The 23,924-nt window shown below is 71.2% G+C and carries 26 protein-coding genes; 12 read left to right on the top strand and 14 right to left on the bottom strand.

The features are described from left to right. Positions 1–39 precede the first annotated feature (39 nt). The 3 genes from Aiant_RS03445 to Aiant_RS03435 all read right to left on the bottom strand — a co-directional run bounded on the left by Aiant_RS03445 (position 40) and on the right by Aiant_RS03435 (position 3,517). On the bottom strand, positions 40–1,605 hold the full coding sequence (locus tag Aiant_RS03445; protein ID WP_189330903.1) for a sulfatase family protein: 1,566 nt from the start codon (positions 1,603–1,605) through the stop codon (positions 40–42). Positions 1,606–1,715: 110 nt separating this feature from the next. Beyond that, positions 1,716–2,939 (bottom strand): MFS transporter, encoded by a 1,224-nt coding sequence (locus tag Aiant_RS03440; protein ID WP_189330902.1) that lies wholly within the window; start codon positions 2,937–2,939, stop codon positions 1,716–1,718. Next, positions 2,936–3,517, bottom strand: coding sequence for a winged helix-turn-helix domain-containing protein (locus tag Aiant_RS03435; protein ID WP_189330901.1), 582 nt, complete (start codon positions 3,515–3,517; stop codon positions 2,936–2,938). The genes Aiant_RS03440 and Aiant_RS03435 overlap by 4 nt, the downstream gene beginning before the upstream one ends. Positions 3,518–3,673: 156 nt before the next feature. On the opposite strand from Aiant_RS03435, the gene Aiant_RS03430 reads away from it, so the two are divergent. The 3 genes from Aiant_RS03430 (at position 3,674) to Aiant_RS03420 (ending at position 6,306) form a co-directional block, all read left to right on the top strand. After that, positions 3,674–4,291: a hypothetical protein gene (locus Aiant_RS03430; protein WP_189330900.1), complete on the top strand. Its 618-nt coding sequence runs from the start codon at positions 3,674–3,676 to the stop codon at positions 4,289–4,291. A gap of 81 nt (positions 4,292–4,372) precedes the next feature. Further along, the gene (locus Aiant_RS03425) at positions 4,373–5,797 is read left to right on the top strand and encodes a WGR domain-containing protein (RefSeq protein ID WP_189330899.1); all 1,425 of its coding nucleotides are present in this window, start codon (positions 4,373–4,375) and stop codon (positions 5,795–5,797) included. A gap of 41 nt (positions 5,798–5,838) precedes the next feature. Continuing rightward, positions 5,839–6,306 carry a nitroreductase/quinone reductase family protein gene (locus tag Aiant_RS03420; protein WP_189330898.1) on the top strand — a complete coding sequence of 156 codons (468 nt, stop codon included), beginning with the start codon at positions 5,839–5,841 and terminating at the stop codon, positions 6,304–6,306. 10 nt (positions 6,307–6,316) lie between these two features. Here Aiant_RS03420 and Aiant_RS03415 read toward each other — a convergent pair whose 3' ends face one another. Further along, the gene (locus tag Aiant_RS03415; protein WP_189330897.1) at positions 6,317–6,967 is read right to left on the bottom strand and encodes an AbfB domain-containing protein; all 651 of its coding nucleotides are present in this window, start codon (positions 6,965–6,967) and stop codon (positions 6,317–6,319) included. Positions 6,968–7,058: 91 nt separating this feature from the next. On the opposite strand from Aiant_RS03415, the gene Aiant_RS03410 reads away from it, so the two are divergent. Further along, a complete protein-coding gene (locus tag Aiant_RS03410; protein ID WP_229830048.1) occupies positions 7,059–8,321 on the top strand; it encodes a PQQ-dependent sugar dehydrogenase in 1,263 nt (420 codons plus the stop codon). An 82-nt stretch (positions 8,322–8,403) separates the two neighbouring features. On the opposite strand, the gene Aiant_RS03405 is transcribed toward Aiant_RS03410, so the two are convergent. Next, complete coding sequence (locus Aiant_RS03405; RefSeq protein WP_189330895.1) at positions 8,404–9,894, bottom strand: glycoside hydrolase 5 family protein; 1,491 nt, start codon at positions 9,892–9,894, stop codon at positions 8,404–8,406. Between the two features lie 260 nt (positions 9,895–10,154). Next, a complete protein-coding gene (locus Aiant_RS03400) occupies positions 10,155–11,462 on the bottom strand; it encodes a radical SAM protein (protein ID WP_189330894.1) in 1,308 nt (435 codons plus the stop codon). 239 nt (positions 11,463–11,701) lie between these two features. Here Aiant_RS03400 and Aiant_RS03395 point away from each other — a divergent pair, with 239 nt between their 5' ends. Next, positions 11,702–12,037, top strand: a complete 336-nt coding sequence (locus Aiant_RS03395) for a MazG-like family protein (protein ID WP_189330893.1) — start codon at positions 11,702–11,704, stop codon at positions 12,035–12,037. Here Aiant_RS03395 and Aiant_RS03390 read toward each other — a convergent pair. From Aiant_RS03390 to Aiant_RS03365, 6 genes are all read right to left on the bottom strand, one after another. Next, positions 11,991–12,284, bottom strand: a complete 294-nt coding sequence (locus Aiant_RS03390; protein WP_189330892.1) for a chorismate mutase — start codon at positions 12,282–12,284, stop codon at positions 11,991–11,993. The genes Aiant_RS03395 and Aiant_RS03390 overlap by 47 nt on opposite strands. 29 nt (positions 12,285–12,313) lie before the next feature. Next, the gene (locus tag Aiant_RS03385; protein WP_189330891.1) at positions 12,314–12,964 is read right to left on the bottom strand and encodes a hypothetical protein; all 651 of its coding nucleotides are present in this window, start codon (positions 12,962–12,964) and stop codon (positions 12,314–12,316) included. After that, positions 12,965–13,939, bottom strand: coding sequence for an AraC family transcriptional regulator (locus tag Aiant_RS03380; protein ID WP_189330890.1), 975 nt, complete (start codon positions 13,937–13,939; stop codon positions 12,965–12,967). Positions 13,940–13,944: 5 nt separating this feature from the next. Next, positions 13,945–14,457 carry an anthrone oxygenase family protein gene (locus Aiant_RS03375; protein WP_229830047.1) on the bottom strand — a complete coding sequence of 171 codons (513 nt, stop codon included), beginning with the start codon at positions 14,455–14,457 and terminating at the stop codon, positions 13,945–13,947. After that, positions 14,454–15,254: an NmrA family NAD(P)-binding protein gene (locus Aiant_RS03370; protein WP_212846937.1), complete on the bottom strand. Its 801-nt coding sequence runs from the start codon at positions 15,252–15,254 to the stop codon at positions 14,454–14,456. Before Aiant_RS03370 ends, Aiant_RS03375 begins: the two co-directional genes overlap by 4 nt. A 98-nt stretch (positions 15,255–15,352) precedes the next feature. Next, a complete protein-coding gene (locus Aiant_RS03365; protein ID WP_189330888.1) occupies positions 15,353–16,837 on the bottom strand; it encodes an MFS transporter in 1,485 nt (494 codons plus the stop codon). Positions 16,838–16,972: 135 nt separating this feature from the next. On the opposite strand from Aiant_RS03365, the gene Aiant_RS03360 reads away from it, so the two are divergent. The 7 genes from Aiant_RS03360 (at position 16,973) to Aiant_RS03330 (ending at position 21,296) form a co-directional block, all read left to right on the top strand. Continuing rightward, positions 16,973–17,740 (top strand): hypothetical protein, encoded by a 768-nt coding sequence (locus Aiant_RS03360; protein WP_189330887.1) that lies wholly within the window; start codon positions 16,973–16,975, stop codon positions 17,738–17,740. Further along, positions 17,737–18,153 carry a phage holin family protein gene (locus Aiant_RS03355; RefSeq protein ID WP_189330886.1) on the top strand — a complete coding sequence of 139 codons (417 nt, stop codon included), beginning with the start codon at positions 17,737–17,739 and terminating at the stop codon, positions 18,151–18,153. The genes Aiant_RS03360 and Aiant_RS03355 overlap by 4 nt, the downstream gene beginning before the upstream one ends. After that, positions 18,129–18,758, top strand: coding sequence for a DUF3618 domain-containing protein (locus Aiant_RS03350; protein ID WP_189330885.1), 630 nt, complete (start codon positions 18,129–18,131; stop codon positions 18,756–18,758). The genes Aiant_RS03355 and Aiant_RS03350 overlap by 25 nt, the downstream gene beginning before the upstream one ends. A gap of 35 nt (positions 18,759–18,793) precedes the next feature. After that, on the top strand, positions 18,794–19,252 hold the full coding sequence (locus Aiant_RS03345) for a CBS domain-containing protein (RefSeq protein ID WP_306415823.1): 459 nt from the start codon (positions 18,794–18,796) through the stop codon (positions 19,250–19,252). An 86-nt stretch (positions 19,253–19,338) separates the two neighbouring features. Continuing rightward, positions 19,339–19,734, top strand: a complete 396-nt coding sequence (locus Aiant_RS03340; protein ID WP_189330884.1) for a hypothetical protein — start codon at positions 19,339–19,341, stop codon at positions 19,732–19,734. Between the two features lie 82 nt (positions 19,735–19,816). Then, complete coding sequence (locus Aiant_RS03335; RefSeq protein WP_189330883.1) at positions 19,817–20,491, top strand: DUF6766 family protein; 675 nt, start codon at positions 19,817–19,819, stop codon at positions 20,489–20,491. 121 nt (positions 20,492–20,612) lie between these two features. Continuing rightward, positions 20,613–21,296 (top strand): DUF2267 domain-containing protein, encoded by a 684-nt coding sequence (locus Aiant_RS03330; RefSeq protein ID WP_189330882.1) that lies wholly within the window; start codon positions 20,613–20,615, stop codon positions 21,294–21,296. 322 nt (positions 21,297–21,618) lie between these two features. Here the strand turns inward: Aiant_RS03330 and Aiant_RS03325 are convergent, their stop codons facing one another. Next, positions 21,619–22,899 carry an MFS transporter gene (locus tag Aiant_RS03325; protein ID WP_189330881.1) on the bottom strand — a complete coding sequence of 427 codons (1,281 nt, stop codon included), beginning with the start codon at positions 22,897–22,899 and terminating at the stop codon, positions 21,619–21,621. Next, positions 22,896–23,426 carry a flavin reductase family protein gene (locus tag Aiant_RS03320; RefSeq protein WP_189330880.1) on the bottom strand — a complete coding sequence of 177 codons (531 nt, stop codon included), beginning with the start codon at positions 23,424–23,426 and terminating at the stop codon, positions 22,896–22,898. Before Aiant_RS03320 ends, Aiant_RS03325 begins: the two co-directional genes overlap by 4 nt. Positions 23,427–23,924: the final 498 nt, after the last annotated feature.

Here is a 23,924-nt window from a genome sequence, read left to right as displayed (position 1 = left end):
CTTTCGCATCCTGCCACAGCCCGTCCCGGCAAAGCCGCATCACGTGAGCAGGCGGCCGGCGGCCCAGCAGGACTGAGCACCGGTGCAGGTGTTCAGGGCGTGCAGGGCGTCGTGCAACTCGGTGAGGCGTTCCGGGTCCAGGCCGTTCGCCAGGTTGTGCATCTGGTGGGGGTCGGAGCGCAGGTCGTAGTACTCCTTACTGCCGTCCACGTATTCGACGTAGGTGAACGCGGGCGTGCGCACGGCGTCGTAGGACGGCGGGATGTTCTCCGAGTAGCGGTTGTAGTCCGGGTCTTTCGGGTCGGTGGCCGGGTCGCTGTGCTCGATCAGCGCGGTGGTCCGCCACTGGTGCGGGGATGTCCCGGCGAGCAGGGGCTTGAGGCTGCGGCCGTCGACCCGCGGGTTCGCCGGGAGACCGGCCAGGTCGGCGAAGGTGGGGCGCAGGTCGACGTTCTCCGCCGGCGCCTCGACCGTGTGGCCGGGTTTCACCCCGGCGCCGGCGGCGATCAGCGGCACCCTGATGTCGGTCTCGAAGGCGGTCATCTTGCCGGGGTTCAGCCGGTGCTCGCCCATGTGGTAGCCGTTGTCGGAACTGAAGATCACCATGGTGTCGCCGGCCACCCCGGCCTTGGTGAGGGTGGCCCGCAGCGCCGCCAGCATCCGGTCGATCGCCTGGACCGACTGGACCCGCTTGCGGAAGCTGCTGTCGATCATCTTTCTCTCCCACGCGGGCATGGGGGAGTGGTGGGCCAGCCACCGCGGCGCGTCGGTCGGCACGGTGTCCCAGGCCGGGCTTTTCGGCGCGGTCAATCCCGGGAACGACGGCGCGTCCTGCGGCGCCGGCGTGTACGGCAGATGCGGCGTGAACGTGGCCACCTCCACCATGAACGGCTGCCCCGCGGCGGCCGAGGTGGTGATGAAGTCCTGCGCTTTCGCGGAGAGCACGTCGGTCAGATAGTCCTGCGGCCGGTTGCCGTACCTACGGACCTTTCCGTCCTCGTTCAACTCGTAGTCGAAGCCCTTGTAGGCGTCACCGCCGACGGCCCACTCGTCCCAGCCCGGCGGGACGTAGAACGACTTGCCGCCGTCGAAGGACGCCCGCGGCCAGTACTCGTTCAGGTACTTGCCGTAGAAAGCCGTCCGGTAACCGGCGGACTTGAGATCGGTGGCGAGCGTGGAGTTCTCCTCGCCGCGCTTGTGGAACAGCTTGAACCCGCCGTCGGCGCCGTTGTTCTTCACGATGCCGGTGTTGTGCGGATAGTTGCCGCTGAAGATGGACGCCCGGGACGGACAGCAGAGCGAGTCGGTGACGGTGTAGTTGGTGAACGTGGCGCCGTCTCGCTGCAGGGCCAGCACGCTCGGCATGTACGGCACGAGATCGCTCGACAGGTCGTCGGTGAGCACGACGACGATGTTCGGCTTCTTCCTGGTCGCGGACTCGGTGTCCGGGGCGGCGGCCGGGAGGACCGGCGCGCTCGGGACGGCGGCGGACTCCCGCGCGCTCGGACCGGTGACCGGGGCCTTCGCCGTCGCGCAGCCCGTCGTGACCAGCAGGAGCAGGACGGTGGCGAGGCGGCTGAGGGTGCGGTGCGGGCGTGATGGCATGGTGGGTGCGCGGTGCTCCGTCGGGGTTCGAGGTGATCCGCGCGAGGCTAGACGCCCTGAATGAACAAAAGGTGCCGTTGTGCACCAGGCCGGGGTCATCCGTCCGAACATCACGGTGCCTGCCGCGTGGTCGTCAGCTCCGGAGCCGGCTGGCGGAGGCCGTGACTCACCGTGGCGACGACGGCGGAGACCGCCACGGCCGCCGCGAAGATCAGCATGGTGGCGGTGCCGCTCCAGACCGTGGTCAGCAGACCGGCGAGCAGCGGAGCGGCCGCGGACGCCGAGCCTGCGGCCAGGAAGATGACGCTGAGCACCCGGCCCTGCAACCGGTCCGGGGTGGTCGCGGCCAGGCGGCCGAAGAGCGCGGCGTTGCAGGCCGGCGCCAGGAACAGTGTCACCGCGATCGGCACGGCTGCCGCCACACCGGTCATCAGCACCGCGCTGAGCAGCAGCAGTGCCGTGGCCACCAGGCAGATCAACCGGGTCAGGGTGGCCGGCCGCCAGCGTCGCTGCATCATCGGGGCGGCGAACGCGCCGATCAGGCCGCCGACACCGATCACCGTCTCGGTGAGACCGATGACCGCGGGCGCGGTGCCGTGCCGCTGGAGGGACACCACGATGGTGAAGATGACGCCGTTGATCGCGAAGTTGAGTGGCGCGGCGATGAACAGCACCGCGCGCAGGAACGGCTCGCCGGCCACGAAGCGCACGCCCTCGGCCAGCGCGGCGCCGTATTTCTCCGGCGTCGCCTCTCGAGCCGGCCGCATCGGACGGCGGATCAGGGCGACGCCGATCATCGACCCGAGGTAGGAGAACACATTGGCGACGAACGGCAGCGTGTGCGCGATGCCGAACAGCAGGCCGCCGAGCGGTGGGCCGACCAGCGAGACCCCGTAACCCCGCGCCTCGTTGCGAGCGACCGCATCGGGCAGCTGCTCGGCCGGGACGATGCCGCGCAGCACGGCGTGCTCAGTGGTGCCGAACAGCGTGCCCGCGGCCGTCTCCACCACGGCCACGACGATGATCAGTGGGAGGCTCGCCCGGCCCGCGACGATCATCGCGGCGAGACCGGCGAACGCGACGACCCGGACCGCGTCGGCGGCCAGCATGGCGTGGCGCCGGTTAACCCGGTCGACCAGCACGCCCACGGGCAGGCGGCAGACCAGGCCGGTGACCTGGGCGATCGTGCCGACCAGGCCGGCCTGGACCGGCGAGCCGGTGAGGATCAGGACCAGCAGCGGAAGGGCGAAGCGGGCGATGGCGTCGCCCAGCTCGGAAAGGCACTGCCCGCCCCACAGCAGGTTGAACTCCCGGTTGCGCCAGAGGGAGGTCATCGGGTTTCTCGATAGGGGAACGCCTGGACGACCACGACGACCGTGTCGGCGTCGGGCTCCTCCGGGTCCACCCCCAGATCGTGCTCGGCGATCACCTGACGCAGCGCCTCCCGCAGCGACGCCAGGCGCTCGGGCGTGGTGCGGATCGCGTGATCGGCGAAGCCGGCCGCGTCCTGCCACTCGTGTGACCACATGCCGCGGTCCACCTGAACCCGGAAGTTGTCGGCCACCTGGTTCCACACCAGATGGGCGGCGTGATCGAGGGCGGCCACCACCTCGGGGCCACCGGGGCCGAGGTCGTCGCCTCGATTGGGCCAGGAGCTGGCGGTCTGGGCGGCTTTCCACCAGCGCTCGCGGCCGCGGTCACCCTTGCCGAGCTCGGGTGCCTCGTCGATGAAGCCGTGCCGGTGCAGCATCCGCAGGTGGTGACTGGTCTGGCCGGAGTCGGTGGACAGGCGGCGGGCGAGGATCGCCGAGGTGGCCGGGCCCTCGACCCGCAGCGAACCGAGGATCCGCATGCGCAGGGGATGGGCCAGGGCGCGCAGCGCCTCGATCTCCGTGGTCGGTCTCACGGTCATGCTCGCCTCCGTTCCGCCAATGCAGAGTAGCTAATGCATAACCAGCTCTGCAATACCTCGGCGCCTGTCCGATATTGACCATCGGGGATGTCCGCGGAGCCCGGAAGGACAGCCGGTACGCTCTGCTGGTTCATCGGACCGGGGTCAGGAAATCGCATGTCAGGCAGGTACACGGCAGTGCCCGTGCTGGCCGTCCTGCTGCTGACCGCGTGCGCTGACCAGGCGGCACGCCCGGAGGCGCCGGCGAGTGCCGCCGTGTCGCCGGCCCCGGCCGCACCCTGCGGCCTCGCGAGCTCCACACCGGCCGGTGCCACGCTGCGCGCCGCGGACGTCGGGCCGGCCGGCGGCGTCACCTCCAGCCGGTTCGTGGTGCTGACCGCCGAGCGCTGCGGCGGCGTCGCCGTCCAGCCGGACCGCTGCGACACCTTCCCCTGGGTCGCCGAGAACGGGTTGTATGCGCTCGGTGGCCGCGCCTGGCTCTCGGTCACGGTGGGAAAGGTGCGGGAGCAGGTGGTGCTCTACGCCCCGGACAGCTCCTTCGCCGCCACCTATGAGCAGGCCGCCGGCGGCTGCGGGTTCGCCAACCTCACCGTGCTCGACGGCCGGCCGGTCACCATGCAGCGCACCGGCGGCGGGTCGAGCGAGGTGGTCTACATGGCACCCGGCTCGGTGATCTGGCTGTCCAGTGCCGACCCGGCGATCGGCACGGCCGAGTTGGTCCGCCTCGCCGGCGTCGCCGAGAGCCGGGCCCGCTCCCTGCCGTACCCGTCCTGATCAGGCCCTCATGTTTTTGTCGTACCCGGCCGCTAGGTTCCTCGCATCTCCTGACGGACCGCAAGGCGAAAGGTGGCTGTGATGCCTGCCGACACGACGTACCTCGAACTCTCCGAGGACAGCGGGAGTGCGCACAAGTTCTACGAGGTGACTGTCGACGGCACCGACCTGACCGTCCGCTATGGCCGGATCGGCGATCGCGGCCAGGTCAAGCAGTCGTCGTTTACCACCCCGGAGAAGGCGAAGGCCGAGGCGTCGAAGAAGATCGGCGAAAAAGTCCGCAAAGGGTATGCCCCGGCGGTCCTCGGCGGCCGGCAGAAGCGGTCGGTGTCCCGCCGCCAGATCACCAGCACCCGCTCCACCGCCACCACCCGCGCGCCGATCCTCTGGCGTTACGCGTCGGGCAGCCCGGCGTTCGGCATCTTCGTGGACGACGACGTGTGCATGGTCGGCAACGAGCGCGGCCTGATCACCACGCTCGGCCACGATGCCACGGTGCGGCAGCAGTTCCGGCTGCCCGACGGCGTGAAATGCATCGTCGCCGACGACGGCTGGATCTACGCGGGCTGCGACGACGGCAACGTCTACGACTTGTCCGGCAAGGTGCCCCGGCTGGCTTACCGGATCGCCCCGGAGATCGACATCTACTGGCTGGACATCCACGACGGTGTGCTCGGGGTCTCCGACGCCAACGGCGGGATCTCCGCGATCGACCACGAGGACGAGTTCCTCTGGCAGCGGCCCGGGCGGGGCAGGTCGGCGTGGATGGTGCGGTGCGACGCGACCGCCGTGCACCACGGGCACTCGGCCGGAGTGACCAGTTTCGACTGGCGGACCGGGCGGGAGCTGTGGCACACCAAGACCGGGCCGGTGCTGTTCGGCTGGCAGGAGCGGGACACCCTCTACGCCGGCACCTCCACCCGCGAGGTGGTCGAGCTGGGCAAAGACGGGTCCCACCGGCAGGCTTATCGATGTGACGCGGCTGTCTATTCCTGCGCCACCGCCGAGGACGGGCGCTACGTCTTCGCCGGCGACAGTGCGTCGTCGATCTACTGCTTCGACACCAACGGCACCCGCTTGTGGAAACTGGCGACCGGCTGCGGCTCGGCCTACTCGATGCAGTACCACGACGAGCGCCTCTACATCGTCACCACCGACGGCTCGCTGGCCTGCATCGACGCCAGCGAGGCGGCGGTCCGGTCGGCGGTGGACGGCACCGTCCCGCAGGCGGTCGACGTCAAGGCGCCGCCGCAGATGCCCGAGGTCGCCCCGTCCACCACGGTCGAGATCGTCCATGACGCCACCGACGGTGTGCTGGTCGAGTGCGTCGACGTCGGCGGCCGGGTGCGGGTCCGGGTGCTGTCCTCGGGTTACCACACGGACTGGCAGGTCCAGTTCCCCAAGGGCATCCGCGAGCCGGGCAGCCGGTTCGTGGTCACCGGGGTCCGGGAGGCCGCCCGGGGCGGCTTCTACCGTGCGTACGGTGAGATCCGCCGCCTGGTCTGACCAGCGGTGTGAGACCGGCCGACGAGCAGTGAGGAGACAGCATGGCCTTCGACACCAGGACCGGCACCCGAGGGGCTCGGCAGCCGGGAGGCTCGTTCCTGAAGTTCTTCAACGGCCTGGCGATGCGCCGGATCCGCCGATCGGGGAGGGGCGCCGCCGACGCCGAGACCGGCTCCCTGATCCTGATCACGATCGGCCGCAAGTCCAGCATGGAGCGGCAGACCCCGGTCGTCTGGTTCCGCGCCGAGGACGGCAGCCGCCTGATCGTGGCCTCGGCGGCCGGCGCACGTGGCAACCCGGCCTGGTATTACAACCTCGCCGCCCACCCCGACCGGGTGTTCATCCAGATCGGCGAGCAGAGCCTCGAGGTCCGCGCCGAGCAGCTGCACGGCGCCGAGCGGGACAGGGCCTGGCAGCGGATCATCGCGACCGCCCCGCGCTTCGCCGGCTATCAGAAGAAGACCGACCGGGAGCTGCCCATCATCCGTCTGACCGAGTATCCGTCGTGACCGGGAGCTCTCAGGAGTCGGTCGGGGAGCGGAGGCTGAAGGAGCTTTCCTCGACGAAGTCGTCCGAGTCCTCGGGCTTGTCGATGTACAGCGAGTCGTCGTCGCGGCGGTGCAGGAAGTAGTCCGGGTAGTTCTTGGACCGCAGGCGGACGGTGCCGGCCGGCTGGTCGTCCTCGGGGCAGAAGGTGGCGTCCTTGCGGAACAGGTCCGAGTCGTCCTGGGCGTCGAAGCGCAGGCGGTAATCGAAGTGCCGCAGGTAGTCGCCGTCCTCGTCGCGGAACGAGACACACGAGTCGTCGGCCAGGCCGGCGACGACCGTGAGCGGCGCCGCCTCGTCGGACATCGCGGCGTATTCGTCGTCGGCGACCAGGTAACTGTCCTTGTCGTCGGCCGGGGTGACCAGCCAGGTGCCGGTGGTGATTCCGGCCGGCGCGGTCGGGCTGGGCGACTCGGACGGCGGCGCAGGCGAGGAGGTGACCTGCACGGCGGGCAGCGATGCCGCGGCCGGGACCTGCGGCGCTGGGTCGGCGGGCGAGCGGAACACGAAGTAGCCGAGCGCCGCGACCACGATGACCCCCGCGACGGCGACGAGCGCGAGCACGCCGGGATGCAGACGGCGGCGATCCCGGACGTCGACGCCGCCGGGGCCGTAGATGGTCATCGAGTGTTCCTCCTGGTGCGAGCGCAACCGCCAACCTTACGCGATCACCGGGTCCCGCCACCGGATGCGTCCGGCGGGTAAGGTCGCGGGCGTGACGAGAGCGGTGCGTGCGCTGATGGCCGGTGTCCTGGGCTTGGCCCTGACCGCGTGCTCGTCCACGCCGGACAAGCCTTCGGCCGGGACGTCGGAACAGCCCGCCGCGCAACCCCTCGAGGCCGGCGGCCTGGTCGCCACCACCGTCCAGCTCGACGGGCACGAGATGAAGGTGCCGGCCGGCTGGTCGGTCTCGCTCTTCGCCCGGGTGCCCAAGGCCCGGCTGCTGGCCTGGACCCCGGATCGCCGGCTGCTGGTGTCCCGCCCCAAGTTCGGCGACGTGCTGGCCCTGACCCCGGCCCGGGCCGGCGGCGCCACCGTCCAGCGCACCCTGCTGAGCGGGCTGAACGAGCCGCACGGCCTCGCCTTCGCCGGCAACACCCTCTACGTGGCCGAAAGCGACCAGATCAACACCTTTCAGTACGCGAACGGCAAGGTGTCCGGGCGCAAGGTCGTGGTCGACGGCCTGCCCGACGCCAAGAGTTCCGAGCTGCGTGGCGCCTACGCGCACGCGCTGAAGAGCGTCGCGATCGGCGCGGACGGCGCCATCTACATCTCGGTCGGCTCGACCGGCAACGTCTCGGTCGAGGACCGGGACGCTTCCCCGGAGCGGGCCACCATCCTCAAGGCCCCGCCCGGCGGGGGCACCCCGACCACCTTCGCGCGGGGCGTGCGCAACGGGACCGGGCTGGCGGTCGCCCCGGACGGCGCGGTCTGGACCGCCGTCAACAACCGGGACAACATCGCCGACCCGGCCGACGGCAAGGTCAAGGTCGACTATGTCAACGACCACCCCGTCGAGCCGCTGGCGAAACTGACTCAGGGACGGGACCTGGGCTGGCCGTTCTGCAACCCGGACACCGACCGGGCGTTCGACCGGGACGTGCAGCTCAACCCGGACGGGACGAAGCTGGACTGCGCCACGCTGGCGCCGGTCGAGCAGGCGATGGGTGCGCACTCCGCCCCGCTCGGCTTGAGCTTCGCGACCGCGCCCGGGCTGCCCGCGCCGTACGGAAAGGGTGCCCTGGTCGGGATCCACGGTTCGTGGAACAGGAAACCGCCCCGGGCCCCCGAGGTGTCCTTCTTCGCCTGGAAGGACGGCGGGCTCGGGCCGCAGCAGACCCTGCTGACCGGCTTCCAGGACGAGCAGGGCAACCGCTGGGGCCGCCCGGTGATGGCGGTGCAGGGCCCGGACCAGGCCATCTATGTCAGCGACGACCTGGCCGGCGCCATCTACCGCGTCTCCTGGCCGGGCATCTAGCGGAGCCGGGCGCCCAGCGGAGCCGGGCACCCAGCGGAGCCGGGCACCCAGCGGAGCCGGGCACCCAGCGGACCGAGGTGATTCAGGAGATCGCGACGTCGTCGAAGTAGACGGTGCCGCTGTTGTCCGCGTTCTTCAGGTGCAGCTGGACCGCGGCCGCACCGGCCGGAGCCACGGTGTCCACAACGAGCTTGGTCCAGGTGGTGTTACCGACCGGCAGCCGGTTGGAGGTGCTCTCGCTGATCCACTTGCCGTTGGCGTCGAACCAGCTCAGCGAGATCTCGGTGATCCCGGTCGCGTTGAACCCGCGGGCGAACGCCTCGGCCCGCCACTTGTAGCCCGGCTGCACCGGCGTGATCGGGGCGACGCGCATCGAGGGCAGGCCCGCGCTGGTCCGGGTGGTGCCGGTGAACTTGAGGGACCGCGACCCGAGACGCGGCATCTCGCTGGTCACCACGCCGGCGCCGGCCTGCGGGAGGTTCTGCTTCCACGGCGAGTCGACGTCGGCGGACTCGAAGCCGAGGTTCAGGAAGGTGTTCGGCATGGTGCCGGTGGTCCAGGCGGTGCGGACCACGGAGGCGGCCAGCTTGGCCGAGCCGTCCGCGTGGTACAGGCCGAAGGTGTACTGCGCCGGGATCGTCGAGACGGTCGAGTTCGACGGGATCGCGCCGTCCGAGAAGTCGTTCAGCGTCCACGGAGCCACCGAGCCCACGCCGGCCTCGGTCGCCGCGCGGAACACCCGGGCCAGGTACAGCGCCTGCTCGCCCTCGCTGGTGGCGCCGCTGCTGACGCCGGTCTCGCCGATCACGATCGGGGCCGGGGAGACCGCGGACTGTGCCTTGCGGATCTCGGCCAGCGAGCGCTCCGAGTTGCCGTAGAAGTGGAAGTCGTAGTAGTCGAGCGGCGTGCTGACCAGCGCGGCCTTGATGCTCGCCATGCCTGTGGCGCCGGTGCCGCCGTCGACCGACAGGGTCAGCGGCATGGCCGGGGCGGCGGCGCGGACGGCCGGGATGACCTGGCGGACCCAGGTGACCGCGTCGGCGTCGGACGGCTGGAACTCGTTCTTCAGCTCGACCGCGAGCACCCGCGGGTCGTCCTTGTAGGGGTCGAGGATCGCCTTGGCCCACGCGATGCTGCGGGCCGCGTCGCTGTAACCGGCCCACCAGTCGAAGAGGGTGAACTTCACGGTCATCCCGTAGGAGTCGGCGATGCTGACGAACTTGCGCAGCTTCTCGGTGTACTCGACCTTCGGGGCCGGGTAGCCGAACGCGTCCGGGAAGACGATGACCCGCACGTTGTCGGCGCCGAGCGCGGCGGCCTTGGCCAGGTCCGCGTCGATCGCGACCGGGTCGAAGCCGGTCCACATCGCCGACCAGCCGGCGTTCGACGGGTAGTAGTTGATCGTCTTGGCGACCTTCACCGCGGCCAGCCGGCTCGCCAGGGTCGGCGCGACGGCCTCGACCGCGGTGCCGTCGTCCGCCCGAGCCGGGGAGGCGGCGAGCACCGAGCCGAACAGGAGAGAGGAAGCAAGAATCGTGGACGCCAGGGCGGTCGCGCGGTTCCGGATGCTCATGTGCTGACCTCTCGCCAAGTTGCTTTTCGGGGGTGCCTGCTTCGATCGGCAGGTTTCATCCGGGGTGCAGACCTTGACTGAGGGCAATGAGGTTGCAGGTCGGGTGCGTGACTACCGCCTGATCCGGACAATCAGCACACCGGACGGGCGGCCGGTTGCCGGCCGGTTGTGACCGTCCCCGGGCGGATCAGAGGGCTTGACGGTACGCAAAAACGGGGTGGCCACCCATGGCGGGCGGCCACCCCGGAGAGTGGTCGGGTTCAGTCCTCGGCGGGCAGGCTGTCCATGAACGAGCTGACGGAGAAGACCGCGCGCCCGGCGCCGGCCGGACCGTACCCCGGCGGGCTGGTCAGGCCGTTCGACTCCATCGTCGCGCGATACGCCTCGAGCAGCCGGATGTGGTACTCCAGCGGGGCGCCGTTCGGGTTGGTCTTGCCCAGCGGCGTGGTCGGCTCCGGGCACCAGGTGGTGAAGCGCGGCGTGATGCCCCGGGACATGAAGTACTCCAGGCCCTCGGTGGTCGAGTCGATCGCCTCGTTGACCGTGGTGAAGCCGAACGGCTCGGCCATCTCGATCCCGGCCACGAAGTTCGGGATCACGTTGCGCGGCCCGAACACCTCGGCCGACTCGAGGATGCGGCGGTGCCACTCCTCACGGCCGACATACCGCTCCTTACCGGGGCAGTACAGCTCGAACAGTCGCTTGTCCCACACCTCGTAGTTCGGGTGGTAGATCTGGATGCCGTAGTCCTTGAAGCGCTGCACGTCGGCCCGGGGCAGCGCCTGAGCGACCACCTTGCCGATCCACCGGCCGGGGAAACGCTCCTCGATCGCCTGCGCGTACTGGCCGTAGAAGTCGGCCTCCGCCTTGCCGCCGACCTGCGAGGTGACGCTGCCGCCGGTGAGCGTGTAGGCGTGCGACGTCTTCAGCGTGTCGTGCTTGTCGATGATCGCGAGCGCCTCGAGCACCTCGTCCACCGGTTTCACCCCGGTGTACGGCCGGCCCGCCGCCTTGTGCTGCCGCCAGTTGTGGTTGATGTCGCAGTACTGGCACTCCTCCTTGGCGCCGAAGTACTGACACACCCGGAACACCGTCAGGTAGACCAGGTAGCCCCACTGGATCGTCGGCGCGACCTCCATCACCTGCTTGCCGTTGGCCAGCGTGTGCCGGTAGTAGTCCGGCATCGGCGGCAGCCCCACCTCGGCGATCGGCCGGTCGTCCAGGAAGAGCATCAGGCGGCCGTCGGCGTCGGGTTTAACCCGATACGGCGACTCGGGGTTCGTCCGCACCGACACGACCGTGCGACGCAGGTCATAGGGCCCGCCGGTCAGCACGATCTCCTCCGGCGGCCGCCGCAGCGCCGCCTCGCCGAGCTCCGGAAGCGTCCGGTGGTCGAACGAGAAGATGAAGTACGACTTCGGCTTCACGTCCCCGTTCTCGTTGTCGGTCAGTGCCGCGTCGTCGAACGCCAGGCCGCCACGCAGCAGATCCTCCTTGATCACCGCTTCCCGCGGAACGTTCGGGAAGCGGCTCATCAAGTCCTCGATGAGGTCGGTCCTGCGCTGCATCTTTCCTCCTGCTGGTCGCTACCCCGCCAGGCTATGCCCGCCCCGATCACGATGCCCACCGGGTGTGACGAAACCGGAGCGGCCCGGCCCGCTTCCGACCGCGTCGATTTTCTGGTACGACCGCACCGCCCACCCGCCGTGTGTCGCGAGGCGGTCCGGCCACCGGGCCGCACCGCGACACACGGACCCGCCGTCCCCGGGCCGCTACCACCGCGCCACCGAGCAGGCATGATCTCGGCATGCCCGACGACGAGTTCATCTGGTCCGAAGCCCAGCGCTGGCGCACCCACCTCGACGCCCGGAACGGCGCCGGCCCGGCCGAGCTGACCCTGCGCCTGCTCAAACTCACCGAGGAGGCCGGCGAGGTGGCGCAGGCCTGGATCGGCGTGCAGGGCCAGAACCCGCGCAAGGGCGTCACCCACACCGTCGACGACGTGGTCGCCGAACTCGCCGACGTCGTGTTCACCAGCCTGGTCGCGATCGCCAGCCTCGGCGCCGACCCGCGGCAGGCGGTCACCGACTGCGTGGTCAAGGCTGCCGGTTACCTCGATGCTGGTTCAGCTCAAGCTCGATGAACGCGCCGATCATCGCCCGGTAGACCCGCTCCACCACCTCCGGGGAGGCCCCGGCCTCCCCGGCCAGCCCGCGCACCTTGGCGATCACCTCCTCGACCCGCCCGGGTGCCCGCACCGCCTGCTCGTCCTTCTTCAACGCCCCGGCCCGCCGCACCAGACCCTCCCGCGCGGCCAGCAGCCGAACCATCTCCCCGTCGATCGCGTCGATCTCCCGCCGCACCGCGGCCAGCGACTCCCCACCATCCATGCCGCCACCCTACGAGCCCGTTCCCACCCTCACGGACCCGGCGACCGAGCGTCACCATCCGTGTTCCGGGGCCCCTGGAACACGCAGCCCACCTGGCGGGCCAGCCAGGCGGCGCGTTCGCGCTCGGCGGGTCCGGAGCCGACGTGGACGTAGACGAGATGGCCGTCCGCCGGGGTGAGCGCGTCGATGTCCGAGCTGTTCAGGGTCACCTGGATCATCGCGTGTTTGGCCTGTCCGGCCAGGGACAGCTCCTCGACTCCCGGCCACCGGGGGAGGTCCCAGATCACCGTGCCGCGGGCTGCCCCGATCGCCGTCAGGACGGACACGCCGACGCGATCCGCGGGCAGCTCGTCGGCATCGACCTCGATGGGCACCGCGGGCAGGGCACGCAGCGTCTCCAGGAGGCCCGGGGTGGCCGGCGCGATCAGGCTGAAGTAATTCCGCCCGCGGACGACGTCCGCGTCCGGCAACCGCTGCGCCATCTCGGCGGACAGGTCGGCGACGAGCATGGCCTCCGGGACGAGTGAGGAGTATCGGGCGGCCTCGTGGCTGTCGGTCAGGATCCGCACATCGACGCTTGCCGGCGCGATGCCGGCCACGGCGATCAGCCGGTCGACGAGCCGCATCACCGCGTCGGCCGAGTCCAGGTGCGCGATCGGATAGGCGGTGGAGTTGCTCATCTAAGCCTGACCGAGAAGGACCACGCTGGGATCGTACGTCGTAAAGTGTTTCTCCTGACCGGCAGCGGTCTCGCGCCGATACTCCTGCGGGCTCTGCCCGCGCTCGCGCTTGAACGCCGCGCTCAGCGCGAAAGCGCTGCCGTAACCGACCCGCCGCGCCACCGCGCCGATCGTCGCGTCCGGCTCGCGCAGCAGGTCCGCGGCGAGCGCCAGCCGCCAGCCGGTCAGATAGGCCATCGGCGGCTCGCCGACCAGATCGGTGAACCGCCGGGCCAGCGCCGAGCGGGACACCCCGGCCTTCGCCGCCAGCGCGGCCACCGTCCACTGCTCCTCCGGCGCCGTGTGCAGCAGCCGCAGTGCCGGGCCGACCACCGGGTCGTGCGGGGCGTGCTGCCGGGACCCGGCCGACGGGCTGGCCAGCCAGGCCCGCAGCACCGACACCAGCAGCAGGTCGAGCAGCCGGTCGAGGACCAGCTCCTGACCCGGTGCGGTGCCGGCCATCTCGGTGACCAGCAGGCCGACCAGGGTCCGGTCGGTGGCGGCGGCCGGCTGCACCACCATCGCGGGCAGCACCCCGAGCAGCCGCCGGCTGACCTCGCTGCGCAGCTGGTAGGTCCCGGTGAGCATCTCGGTCCCGCCGTCCACCCGGTCACCCCAGCTGCGCACCCCCAGCTGCTCGCGCGGCACCCCGTCCACCGTGGTGCACACCTGACCGGGATGGATGATCGTCTGCCAGGGCGTCCCCGGAGCGTCGGCCACCGTGTACGGCTCCGGCCCCCGGATCACCGCCACGTCCCCCGGCTTCAGCTCCACCGCCGACTCGCGGATCACCTGGGCCGTCCCGCGGATCACGGTGACCAGCGTCAACGGCGCCTCGTCCTGGATCCGCAGGGCGAACGGCGGCTCCACCACCGTCCGCAGCAGAAAGGCGCCGCGCGCGCGAGTCCCGTCCAGCAGCCCGGTCAGCGTGTCCACGTCCATCACCCTGACACGCCACCCGTGCGGCGGGCCAGCGCGGGGCCCAGGCAGGCCAGGGCCAGGGTGTTCAGGACCGTTCGCAGGTTGTTGACCGGCACCCAGGTGCCCTCGAAGTCGTGCCGGGCCCGCGCGAAGTCCGTGCCGGCCTGAGCGAGCTGGTCGTTGAGCGGCACCTCGACCGCCATGGTCAGGATCAGCACGAGCAGGTACAGCACCGCCGCCGCACCCGCCCACCAGGCCGCGGCCCGCCGGCCCGACCGGGCCAGCAGCACCGCGGCCAGCGCCGGCAGGGCCAGCGCCCCGACGAAGACCAGTCCGAACAGGCCGTTCTCGATGGCGGCGTTGATCTGCCGCATGGCCGTCACGAACGTCCGGTCGTCGGTGTTCGCCAGGCCCGGCATCACCGACACGGTGAAGGCGAAGAAGATCCCGGCCATCAGGCCGGTGCAGACCAGGGCGGCGGTCAGCACGCCGGTGAGCACACCCGTTCGCGGCCGGGCCGCGGTCACGGTCACGACCAGACCCCGGTCGCGGCGGCCGCGCGGGCGTAGTCGGCGAAGTCGCGGGCCGGACGGCCCAGGGCCTGCTGCACGCCGTACCCCAGATAGGCATTGCGCCCATCGGTCACCGCGGCGAACAGCTCGGCCAGATCCTCCGGAAGCCCCTCGGCGCGCAGCGCCGCGGCATAGTCGGCCTTGCTGACCGGGATGAACCGGATCTCCCGCCCGGTGGCCGCGGAGATCTCCGCGGCCACCTCGGCGAAGGTGAGCAGACGCGGTCCGGTCAGGTCATAGGTACGCCCATGGTGCCGCCCGTCGGTCAGCGCCGCGGCCGCCACCTCGGCGATGTCATCGGCGTCCACGAACGGCTCGGCGGCCTCCCCGACCGGCAGTGCGATCTCCCCGGCCACCACCGCCGGCTGGAAGAGATCCTCACTGAAGTTCTGGTCGAAGAAGCTCGCCCGCACGACGGTCCACTCCACCCCGGACTCCTTGACCACGTCCTCCGCGGCCTCGGCGGCCGGCTCGCCGCGCCCGGCGAGCAGCACGATCCGGCTCACCCCGTGCTTGACGGCCTGCTCCACGAACGCCCGCACGGTCGCGGTGGCCCCGGGGAACGCCAGATCCGGCTGATAGGAGAGATAGACGGCCGCCATCCCGTCGAGCGCGCCGGACCACGTCCCGGAGTCCTCCCAGTCGAACCGGGGCGTGGCGCCACGGGACCCGATCCGCACCGGCACCCCCTGAGCGGCGAGCAGCCCCGCCACCCGTCGCCCGGTCTTGCCCGTACCACCCAGCACCAAAGTGCTCATCGTCTCTGTCATGTCACTAGTCCACCCGACTCACGGTGGACGAACCATGGCCAGGAGTCCGCCTCCCATATGCCATCGTCCAGCTCGGCTCACACCGCTCAGGCCCGCTGCGGCGAGGACGAGCGGTCCGACCCGGCCCGTACGTCGACCACCGCCGCCACCAGCGCGGCCCCGACGAACGCCACCGTCACCGCCAGCGAGGTGCGAAACGCCAGCCCCCAGTCACCGCCGTGATGGGCGAGCCGGTTGAAGAACACCGCCCCCACCCCGGCGATCCCCACCGCGGTCCCGATCCGCTGCCCGGTCTGCAACACCGCGGCCGCGCTCCCGGCCCGCCGGACGGGCACCTCGGACAGCGTGATCGTCTGATTCGGGCTGATCACCAGACCACTACCCAACCCCGCGATGAACAGCGGAAACACCGTGGCCCACCCGGCCGCCGCCCCGGACACCACGGACAGCGCCACGATCGTGCCGACAAGCCCGGCCGCGACCGTCGCCAGCCCCGCCACGACCAGCGCACGACCCGCCGAGCCCACCTTGCGCCCACCGACCGCCGAAGTCACCGCCGACCCGAGCGCGAACGGCGTGATCGCCAGCCCGGCCTCCAGCGCCGAGTAGTGCAGCCCGTTCTGCAAGAACAGCGTGTAGGTGAAGAAGATCGACGTGAACCCGCCGAAGTACAGCACCCCGACCAGCGTCCCCAGCGAGTACGACCGCACCCGGAACAGTTCCAGGTCGATCACCGAGGTGGCCCGCCGGCTGAACCGCCGCTCCCACGCCCAGAAACCGGCCAGCACCGCCGCCCCGGCGACCACCAGCAGCCACTTGCCGGAGCCGCCCCACTCCCGCTCCTGCACCAGCGGCAACAGCAGCAGGAACACGCCGGCCCCGAGCAGCGCCACGCCGACCGGGTCCAGGCTGTCCGACGACCGGGCGGCCGACCGTTCCCGGACCGGGATCCACCGCGCCCCGAGCGCGATCGCCAGCACCCCGATCGGCACGTTGATGTAGAAGATCCACCGCCAGCCCTCCGCCGCCCCGAACACCGCGATGAGCAGCCCACCGAGCAGCGGCCCGATCGCCGTCGACACCCCGATGGTCGCCCCCAGCAGCCCGAACGGCTTCCCCCGCTCGGCGGGCTCGAACAGCTCCTGGATCAGCCCGGAGACCTGCGGGTTCACGATGCCGCCCGCGGCGCCCTGGACGAGCCGGGCGATCACCAGCCACAGCGCGCTGCCGGCCAGCCCGGCCGCGGCGCTGGCCAGCGTGAACAGCGCAACGCCGAAGATGAACACGGACCGGCGGCCCCGGGCGTCCCCGTACCGCCCGGCCGGGACCAGCAGCAGCCCGAACGTCAACGCGTAGCCGGACAGCACCCACTGCAACTCACCGGAGCCCAGGTGCAGATCAGCCCGGATGGACGGCAGTGCCACGTTCACGATGCTGATGTCGAGCAGGGTCATGAAGCCGGCCACCAGAGCGACGCTCGTCGCGTGCCAGCGGGTCCTCGGCGTGGTTTCGGTTGTCACGCTGCGCCTGTTCCCCCGGCCGCGCCCGGTTAGACATGCGATGCGATCCATTCGCGGAGTAGTGCCGGTAAACAAACCTCAGGGAAATACCCGGCGCTTTCCAGATCATTCGCAGAAAATCGTTGGATTTGATTTCCCGCCAGCGGGCATTGGGGTCGGCGAATGACCCGCTGACAGGGAGGCAACGTGAGTGAGCTACCGACCGGCGCCTATGCGCCGGATGATTCTTCCGGTGACACTTCCGCGAAGGCCAAGCACGTCGCCGTGGAAGGCAAGCAGGCGGCGGGCCAGGCCGTGTCCGAGGTGAAGGACACCGCGGCCGAGCAGGTGCGGCGCGTCGGCCACGAGGCCGGGGCGCAGGCCCGCAACGTGGCCGGCGAGGTGCGCGACAAGCTCGGTGAGCATGCCCGGGCGCAGAACGACCGGCTGGTCGGCACGATCCGGCAGACCGCGGACCACCTCGACGAGATGCGCGGCGACCGGCCCGACACGCCGGCCGCGACGGTGGTGTCCCGGGTCGCCGACGGTGGCCGGCAGCTGGCCGACTACCTGGACCGCAACGGCCCCGAGGGGGTCCTCGCCGAGGTGCAGGACTTCGCCCGCCGCCGCCCCGGCGCGTTCCTGGCGACCGCGCTGGCGGCCGGCTTCGTGGTCGGCCGGCTCGGCAAGAGCGTGGCCAAGGCCGACTCCGGAACCACGGCCGGGACCGATCGCAAGCCGGTCTCCGACAGCTACAGCACGGTGTCCACGTCGGTGCCGCCGGCCGGTGACTACGCCACCACGACCGGCGCCGGGGCCGACTACGCCGGCACCGCCGATTACGCCGGCACCGGCTACACGCCGACCCCCGCCACGGCCGGCGCCGCCGGCACCGAGTACGCCTCGACCGGCACCGGCACCCCGGTGGTGCTGCCCGAGGAGTACCCGCTCGGCACCCGGGAGCCGCGGCCGTGACCAGCTCGCTTCCCCCGGACCAGACGGACCGGGTCGCGCAGACGTCGATCGGTGAGCTGATCGGCAACATCAGCGACGACCTGTCGCAACTGTTCCGCCAGGAGGTCGAACTGGCCAAGGCGGAGATCAAGCAGGAGGCGACCAAGGCGGGCAAGGCCGCCGGGATGCTCGGCGGCGCCGGGTTCGCCGGCTACCTGGCCGTGCTGCTGCTCAGCTTCGCCGCCGTGTTCGGCCTGGACGCCGTCATGCCGGCCGGCTGGGCCGCCCTGATCGTCGCCGTGATCTGGGCGATCGTCGCGGCCGTCCTCTACGTGACCGGCAAGAACCGTCTCAAGACCGTGGACCCGATGCCACGGCGCACCGTCGACACCCTCAAGGAGGACGCGCAATGGCTGAAGAACCCGACCGGCTGAGGCAGAACATCGAGCAGACCCGCGCGTCGCTGACCCGCGACGTCGACCTGCTCGCCGAGAAGACCAGCCCGAGCAGGGTCGCCAAGCGGCGGTGGAACACGGTGAAGGAGAAGGTGATGGGCAGCGCTTCCCAGGTGGGCGACTCCACGTCGTCAGCGGTGGGCACGGTGCACGACAAGGCGTCCCGGCTGACCGACTCGGTCGGTGACAAGGCGTCCCGGCTGGGCGACACCGCGAGCGAGAAGGCGCACGACGCCGCGGACGCGGTGCGCAGCGCCCCGCAGGCGGTGGCCACCCAGACCCAGGGCAACCCGCTGGCGGCCGGCGTGATCGCCTTCGGCGTCGGCCTGCTCGCCGCCGGCCTGATCCCGGTCACCGAGGCCGAGCGTCGCGCCGGGCGGCAGCTCAAGGAGAACAGCGGCGACCTCACCGACCAGGTCAAGGACCTGGCCGCCGAGGTGAAGGACGAACTGACCGGCACGGTGCAGCACGCCGCCGCGCAGTTCAAGGAGACCGCCCAGGACGCGGCGCAGACCACCAAGGCGCAGGCTCAGGACTCCGCCCAGCACGCCACCGAGCAGACCCGGCAGGCCGCCCACGGCTGATCCGTAACGGTCGCATGAACGCGCCGGTGCCGGGTATGCGAGTTCATATCCGCACGATGAATTCGTCAGGAGGAGAAATGCCCAGCGCACGCGAGATCATGACTCCCGGCGCGGTTTGTGTGAGTGAACGGGAAACGCTGGCCGACGCCGCTCAGAAAATGGCCGATCTCGATATCGGATCACTGCCCATCTGCGGCGAGGACAATCGCCTCAAGGGCGTGGTGACCGATCGCGACATCGTGGTGAAAGCGATCGCCAAGGGCCGTAATCCGGCCGACGTCCCGGCCGGTGACCTGGCCGAGGGCAAGCCGGTCACGATCGGCGCCGACGACGACGCCGCCGAGATCCTGCGCACCATGGGCCGCTACCAGGTGCGCCGGCTCCCGGTCATCGACGGGCACGAGCTGATCGGCATGGTCGCCCTGGCCGACGTGGCCCGGGCACTGCCGGACCGCCCGGTCGGCGACCTGGTGGACGCCATCTCCAAGAGCTGAGCAAAGGTCGGCGGCGCCGGATCACCACAGGTGGTCCGGCGCCGCCGTGCGATTGAGAGCGCCCGGTCCCGGGCATGCAGCACACCATGAAACGGACCTTGATCATCGCCGCCGCGCTTCTTCCGCTGGCGGGCTGTGGTTCGGTCGGGGGCCGTGAAGAGGCGGCCTCCGCGGTCGCGACCCGCCTGCTGACCGCGGTCGCCGGCCGGGACGGCGCGCAAGCCTGTGCCACCCTCGCCCCGGACACCACCGAGGAGCTGGAGAAGTCAGCCGACAAGCCGTGTCCGGAAGCGATCCTCGACGAGGACCTGCCCCGGCCCGGGCAGCTGGTCGGCGCCTCGGTCTTCGGGCAGTGGGCGCAGGTGCGGTTCACCGACGACACCCTGTTCCTGGCGGTCGTCGACGACGGCTGGCGGGTGGTCGCGGCCGGCTGCACCCCGCGCGGCGACCGTCCCTACGACTGCACGCTCTCCGGGAGCTGACCATGCGCGCCCTGTTCGTCCTGCTCCTGCTGGTCGTCGCGGCCGGCCTGATCTATTTCACCGCGCTGGGGGTGCTGCAACGATGAGACGGTTCCTCCGGGAGAACTCGCTCGGCCTCGTCTTCGGCATCCTGTTCCTGCTCGTGCTCGTCGGGCAGGCGATCGCCGGGCACGCCGACTTCAACCAGCAGCAGCTCACCGAGGGCCTCGCGCCGATCGGTCTCGGCCGCTACCTCACCTCGGCCAGCTTCGGCGTCGACGTGCTGGAGAACTGGCAGTCCGAGTACCTCCAGTTCTTCCTCTACATCTGGTTCACCGTCTGGCTGTTGCAGAAAGGCTCGCCGGAGTCCAAGGAGCTGGACAAGGCGGGCCGCGAGTCCGACCGGGACCAGAAGGTCGGCGCCTTCGCCGACGACGGCTCGCCGAAGTGGGCCCGGACCCGCGGCTTGCGCCTCTGGCTGTTCTCCAACTCGCTCGGCCTGGTGATGGGCCTGATCTTCGTGCTCTCCTGGCTCGGGCAGTCGGTCGCCGGCTGGGCCGCGTTCAACGAGGAGCAGCTCGGGAACCTCCAGGACCCGGTGACCTGGCCGGACTACGTCACCGGGCCGGACTTCTGGAACCGCACGCTCCAGAACTGGCAGTCCGAATTGCTGGCCGTCGCCTCGATGGCGATCCTGGCGATCTACCTGCGCCAGCGTGGCTCGTCGCAATCCAAGCCGGTCGGCGCCGCGCACACCGCCACCGGCGTCGAAGGCTAGCCGCGGACCATGTCGGTCCTGATCGGTTAAGTAGCTGACAGTCCGGTTTGGATCTGAAACGGCCGGGTAACCCTCCCGCCCCCGGCACGGGCGCGCCGTGCGGGGTTCAGGGAGGCGCCAGATGAACCACGACGATCTCCTCATCCGCATTCAGCGGAACGGCCGGCTGCACGGCCGCAACGAGTCCCGCCGCGTCACCACGACCGTGCTCGGCGTGCTGAGCGAGCTGCTCCCGGCGCCGGCCTACCGCCGGTTGACCGCGGCGCTGCCGGAAGAGTTGCGACAACGGTTGCCCATCCCGGAGCCCGGAGGCATCATCGAGATCCTCGATGTCCGCCGGTTCCTCAGCCGGGTCACCGAGCGCCTCTACGCGGACAGCGCCGACGCCGCGTTCCTGGCCCGGGTGGTGCTGTCCGAGCTCAACGCCACCGACCAGGGTGTCCGCCCGGCCCAGCTGGCCCACCTGGTCCCGGCCGACCTGCGCCCGCTGTTCCGTTCCCGCCCCGCTCAGCCCTGGTCCGCCGCCCTCCCGCAACCGCGGCCCGCCGTGACCTCCCCGCTCCAGCCCGTCGCGACCGTGGAACCGCAGCCCGTTGTGATGTCCCAGCCTCGTCCCGTCGCAACCGTGCAACGCCTGCCCGCCGCAACCGTGCAACCCGCGCCGGTCGCAGCCGTGCAACCGCTGCCCGCTGTGATGTCCCAGCCTCGTCCCGCCGCAGCCGTGCAATCGCTGCCCGCCGTAACCGTGCAGTCCGCGCCCGCCGTAACCGCGCAATCCGCGCCCGCCGCAACCGTGCAAACCTAGCCCGGTGGAGGCCGTTGCGCCCCGGCTCGGTGGAGGCCGTTGCGCCCCGGCTCGGTGGAGGCCGTTGCGCCTCAGCCTGCGGCGATCGCTGTGCCTCATCCCGTGACCACCGTCCAGCCCAGCTCGCGGCGGCCGCTGTGCTGCTGGCCAGGCCGGCCGCAGCGCCGTCGGGGCCGGCGGCGACTCGGTCTCGGTCGGCTTCGGTCTCGGTCGGCTTCGGTCTCGGTTGGCTTCGGGCTCGGTCGGTCTCGGTCTCGGTCGGTCTCGGTCGGCCTTGGCGTGCCCGATCGTCGCCCGCGGCGATGGTCTCGGCCGGCTCGGTCTAACCCGGCTCGGTGCCGCCGTGCCGTCCCGGGGCAGCACCGACTCCCGGTTCCGGCTGGCTGTCACGGTGGTCTCGATGCTGCCGAGACGACCGTGACGCCCAGCCGGACGGCACCCACCGGCCCAACAGCACCGCGGCCAGCGCTCCGGCGCCCGCCACGGTCACCGCGGCGGCCGTCAGGGAGGCGGCCGCCGTCACCGCTCCGATCAGCAGCGGGCCGCCGCCGTTTCCCAGGTCGGAGCACATCCGCCAGGCGCCCAGGAACCGGGCCCGCCCGGCCGCCGGGGACACGTCGGCCCCGATGGTCATCACCAGGCCGGCGCTCAGGCCGTTCCCGACGCCCATGATCAGGCCGATCACGGTCAGCCCGGCCGCGCCGCCGGCGAGCGGCAGCAGCGCGTGGGCCAGGCCGAGCAGGGCCATCGCCGGGACCGCGGCCCACTTGCGCCCGTGCCGGTCCATCAGCCGCCCGGCCGGGTAGAACAACAGCATGTCGACGCCGCCGGAGATCCCGTAGATGATCCCGATCGTGGCCGGCGACAGCCCGAGTCCCACGCCCCACAGCGGCAGGATCGTCTGCCGGGCCGCCCGCAGCGCGCCGACCAGGAGGATCGCGGAGCCCAGCGTGCGGAGTGTCCGGGCGTTCTCCCGGAGCACCGACCAGAGGCCCGGATGGCCGGGTGTGCTCGCGTGCGGCCGGTCGTGGGGGACCGGCGGCAGCAACGCCACCAATGTCGCGGCCACCGCGACCGCCACCGCGGCCACCAGATAGGCCCCGGACACGCCCAGCACGTGCACGACCGGCGCGCCGAGGAACGGTCCGGCGAAGGTGCCGACCCTGCCCACCCCGCCGAGTGTCGACATCGCGCGGGCGCGGAGCTCCGGCCGGACCGCCTCGGTGAGGTAGGCGTGCCGGGCCAGTCCCCAGGCCGCCCCGGTGATGCCGAGGAGGAAGACCGCCACGGCGAGGAGGCGGACGTCCCGGACCAGCATGCAGGCGATCAGCGCGGGCAGCCCGAGACCGGCGGCCGCGAGCATGGTCCGCTGCTCGCCGAACCGGTCGACCAGCACGCCCGCGGGCAGGCCACCGCCGATCTGACCGACGCCGACCAGCCCGGCCACCAGCGCCGCGACGGCGGGAGAGGCGCCGAGCCCGGTCGCGGAGAGCACCACCACGGGGGCGACCGCGCCGAAGCCGGTGGAGTACACCGCCGACGGCAGGTAGACCGTCGGCCCCAATTGGCGCAGGGTCAGCCCACCCTGGTCGAGTCGCGTCACTCGGCGGCGACTCGGCCGAACGCGGAGCGGTGGAACACCAGCGGGGACAGCAGGCTCTCCTGGTCCACCGGGTGGTCGACGGCGTGCAGGCGCAGCAGCACGATCGTGTGGTCGCCGGCCTCCACCTCCCGGTAGATCGTGGTGTCGAACCGGGCCAGCCCGTCGTCGATGGTCACCGCCCCATCGTCGCTCACCGATGCGGCCACCCCGTCGAAGCGGTGCTCCACCGTGCCGGCCAGCTGACGGCAGACCTGGTCGTGGTGCGCGGCCAGCACGGTCACCCCGAGGTGGTCGGCGCGGCGCAGGTCCGGCCAGGTCTTCGACGTGTTCGCGATGGAGAACGACACCAGCGGCGGATCGATGCTGACCGACGTGAACGAGCTGGCCGCGAGCCCGACGAGCCGCCCGTCGACCGATGCCGCGACGGCGACGACCCCACTGGGGAAGACACCGAACGCCTGCCGCAGCCGAATCGGATCCAGGTCCTGGTTGGTGGCGAACGAGGCGGGGGTCTGCGAGATGGTCATGCGCGGGGTTCCTTACCGTGGGGCGTGCGCTTGAGAGGCTAGACAGTCAGGTCAGGCGGCCACGACGACGGGCCGGACAGCACTTGCGTTTCCAGCCGTCCGTCCCGACGACCAGCCTCAATCTATATTCACCCTATAGGCTTTAGGAAGTATCGGCACCATCACAGTCCGCTTCGCCTCCCCTTACCCCATCTCGCCCCGGCCAGGCCCGTCACCTCGAAACCCGCCGAGGGTGTCCAGCTGGTCCTGGTGGCCCTATCCGGGAACCGGATAGGGCGCTGGGGGCCAGCCGGGGGGTGTCCGGCTGGTTCTGGTGGCCCTATCCGGGGATGGGATAGGGCGCTGGGGGCCAGCCGGGGGTTGATCTCCGGAACCACCCGCGGACATTGAAGGGCACGGAGATCGCCCTGGACGCGCCAGCGGCCAGATCTCCGTGCCCGGCCCGCGCGGGAGCATGCGATCCGCACCCCAGCGGACCTGCGTAAACAAAGAATTTGA

This window comes from Actinoplanes ianthinogenes (assembly GCF_018324205.1).
Lineage (GTDB): Bacteria > Actinomycetota > Actinomycetes > Mycobacteriales > Micromonosporaceae > Actinoplanes > Actinoplanes ianthinogenes.
This window is presented reverse-complemented; position numbering and strand designations above follow the sequence as displayed.

Coding starts and splice junctions, on each gene's coding strand:
- Aiant_RS03445 (WP_189330903.1), bottom strand. CDS start 1,605: ATGCCATCACGCCCGCACCGCACCCTCAGCCGCCTCGCCACCGTCCTG.
- Aiant_RS03440 (WP_189330902.1), bottom strand. CDS start 2,939: ATGACCTCCCTCTGGCGCAACCGGGAGTTCAACCTGCTGTGGGGCGGG.
- Aiant_RS03435 (WP_189330901.1), bottom strand. CDS start 3,517: ATGACCGTGAGACCGACCACGGAGATCGAGGCGCTGCGCGCCCTGGCC.
- Aiant_RS03430 (WP_189330900.1), top strand. CDS start 3,674: ATGTCAGGCAGGTACACGGCAGTGCCCGTGCTGGCCGTCCTGCTGCTG.
- Aiant_RS03425 (WP_189330899.1), top strand. CDS start 4,373: ATGCCTGCCGACACGACGTACCTCGAACTCTCCGAGGACAGCGGGAGT.
- Aiant_RS03420 (WP_189330898.1), top strand. CDS start 5,839: ATGGCCTTCGACACCAGGACCGGCACCCGAGGGGCTCGGCAGCCGGGA.
- Aiant_RS03415 (WP_189330897.1), bottom strand. CDS start 6,967: ATGACCATCTACGGCCCCGGCGGCGTCGACGTCCGGGATCGCCGCCGT.
- Aiant_RS03405 (WP_189330895.1), bottom strand. CDS start 9,894: ATGAGCATCCGGAACCGCGCGACCGCCCTGGCGTCCACGATTCTTGCT.
- Aiant_RS03400 (WP_189330894.1), bottom strand. CDS start 11,462: ATGCAGCGCAGGACCGACCTCATCGAGGACTTGATGAGCCGCTTCCCG.
- Aiant_RS03395 (WP_189330893.1), top strand. CDS start 11,702: ATGCCCGACGACGAGTTCATCTGGTCCGAAGCCCAGCGCTGGCGCACC.
- Aiant_RS03390 (WP_189330892.1), bottom strand. CDS start 12,284: ATGGATGGTGGGGAGTCGCTGGCCGCGGTGCGGCGGGAGATCGACGCG.
- Aiant_RS03385 (WP_189330891.1), bottom strand. CDS start 12,964: ATGAGCAACTCCACCGCCTATCCGATCGCGCACCTGGACTCGGCCGAC.
- Aiant_RS03370 (WP_212846937.1), bottom strand. CDS start 15,254: ATGAGCACTTTGGTGCTGGGTGGTACGGGCAAGACCGGGCGACGGGTG.
- Aiant_RS03365 (WP_189330888.1), bottom strand. CDS start 16,837: ATGGATCGCATCGCATGTCTAACCGGGCGCGGCCGGGGGAACAGGCGC.
- Aiant_RS03350 (WP_189330885.1), top strand. CDS start 18,129: ATGGCTGAAGAACCCGACCGGCTGAGGCAGAACATCGAGCAGACCCGC.
- Aiant_RS03345 (WP_306415823.1), top strand. CDS start 18,794: ATGCGAGTTCATATCCGCACGATGAATTCGTCAGGAGGAGAAATGCCC.
- Aiant_RS03340 (WP_189330884.1), top strand. CDS start 19,339: ATGAAACGGACCTTGATCATCGCCGCCGCGCTTCTTCCGCTGGCGGGC.
- Aiant_RS03335 (WP_189330883.1), top strand. CDS start 19,817: ATGAGACGGTTCCTCCGGGAGAACTCGCTCGGCCTCGTCTTCGGCATC.
- Aiant_RS03330 (WP_189330882.1), top strand. CDS start 20,613: ATGAACCACGACGATCTCCTCATCCGCATTCAGCGGAACGGCCGGCTG.
- Aiant_RS03320 (WP_189330880.1), bottom strand. CDS start 23,426: ATGACCATCTCGCAGACCCCCGCCTCGTTCGCCACCAACCAGGACCTG.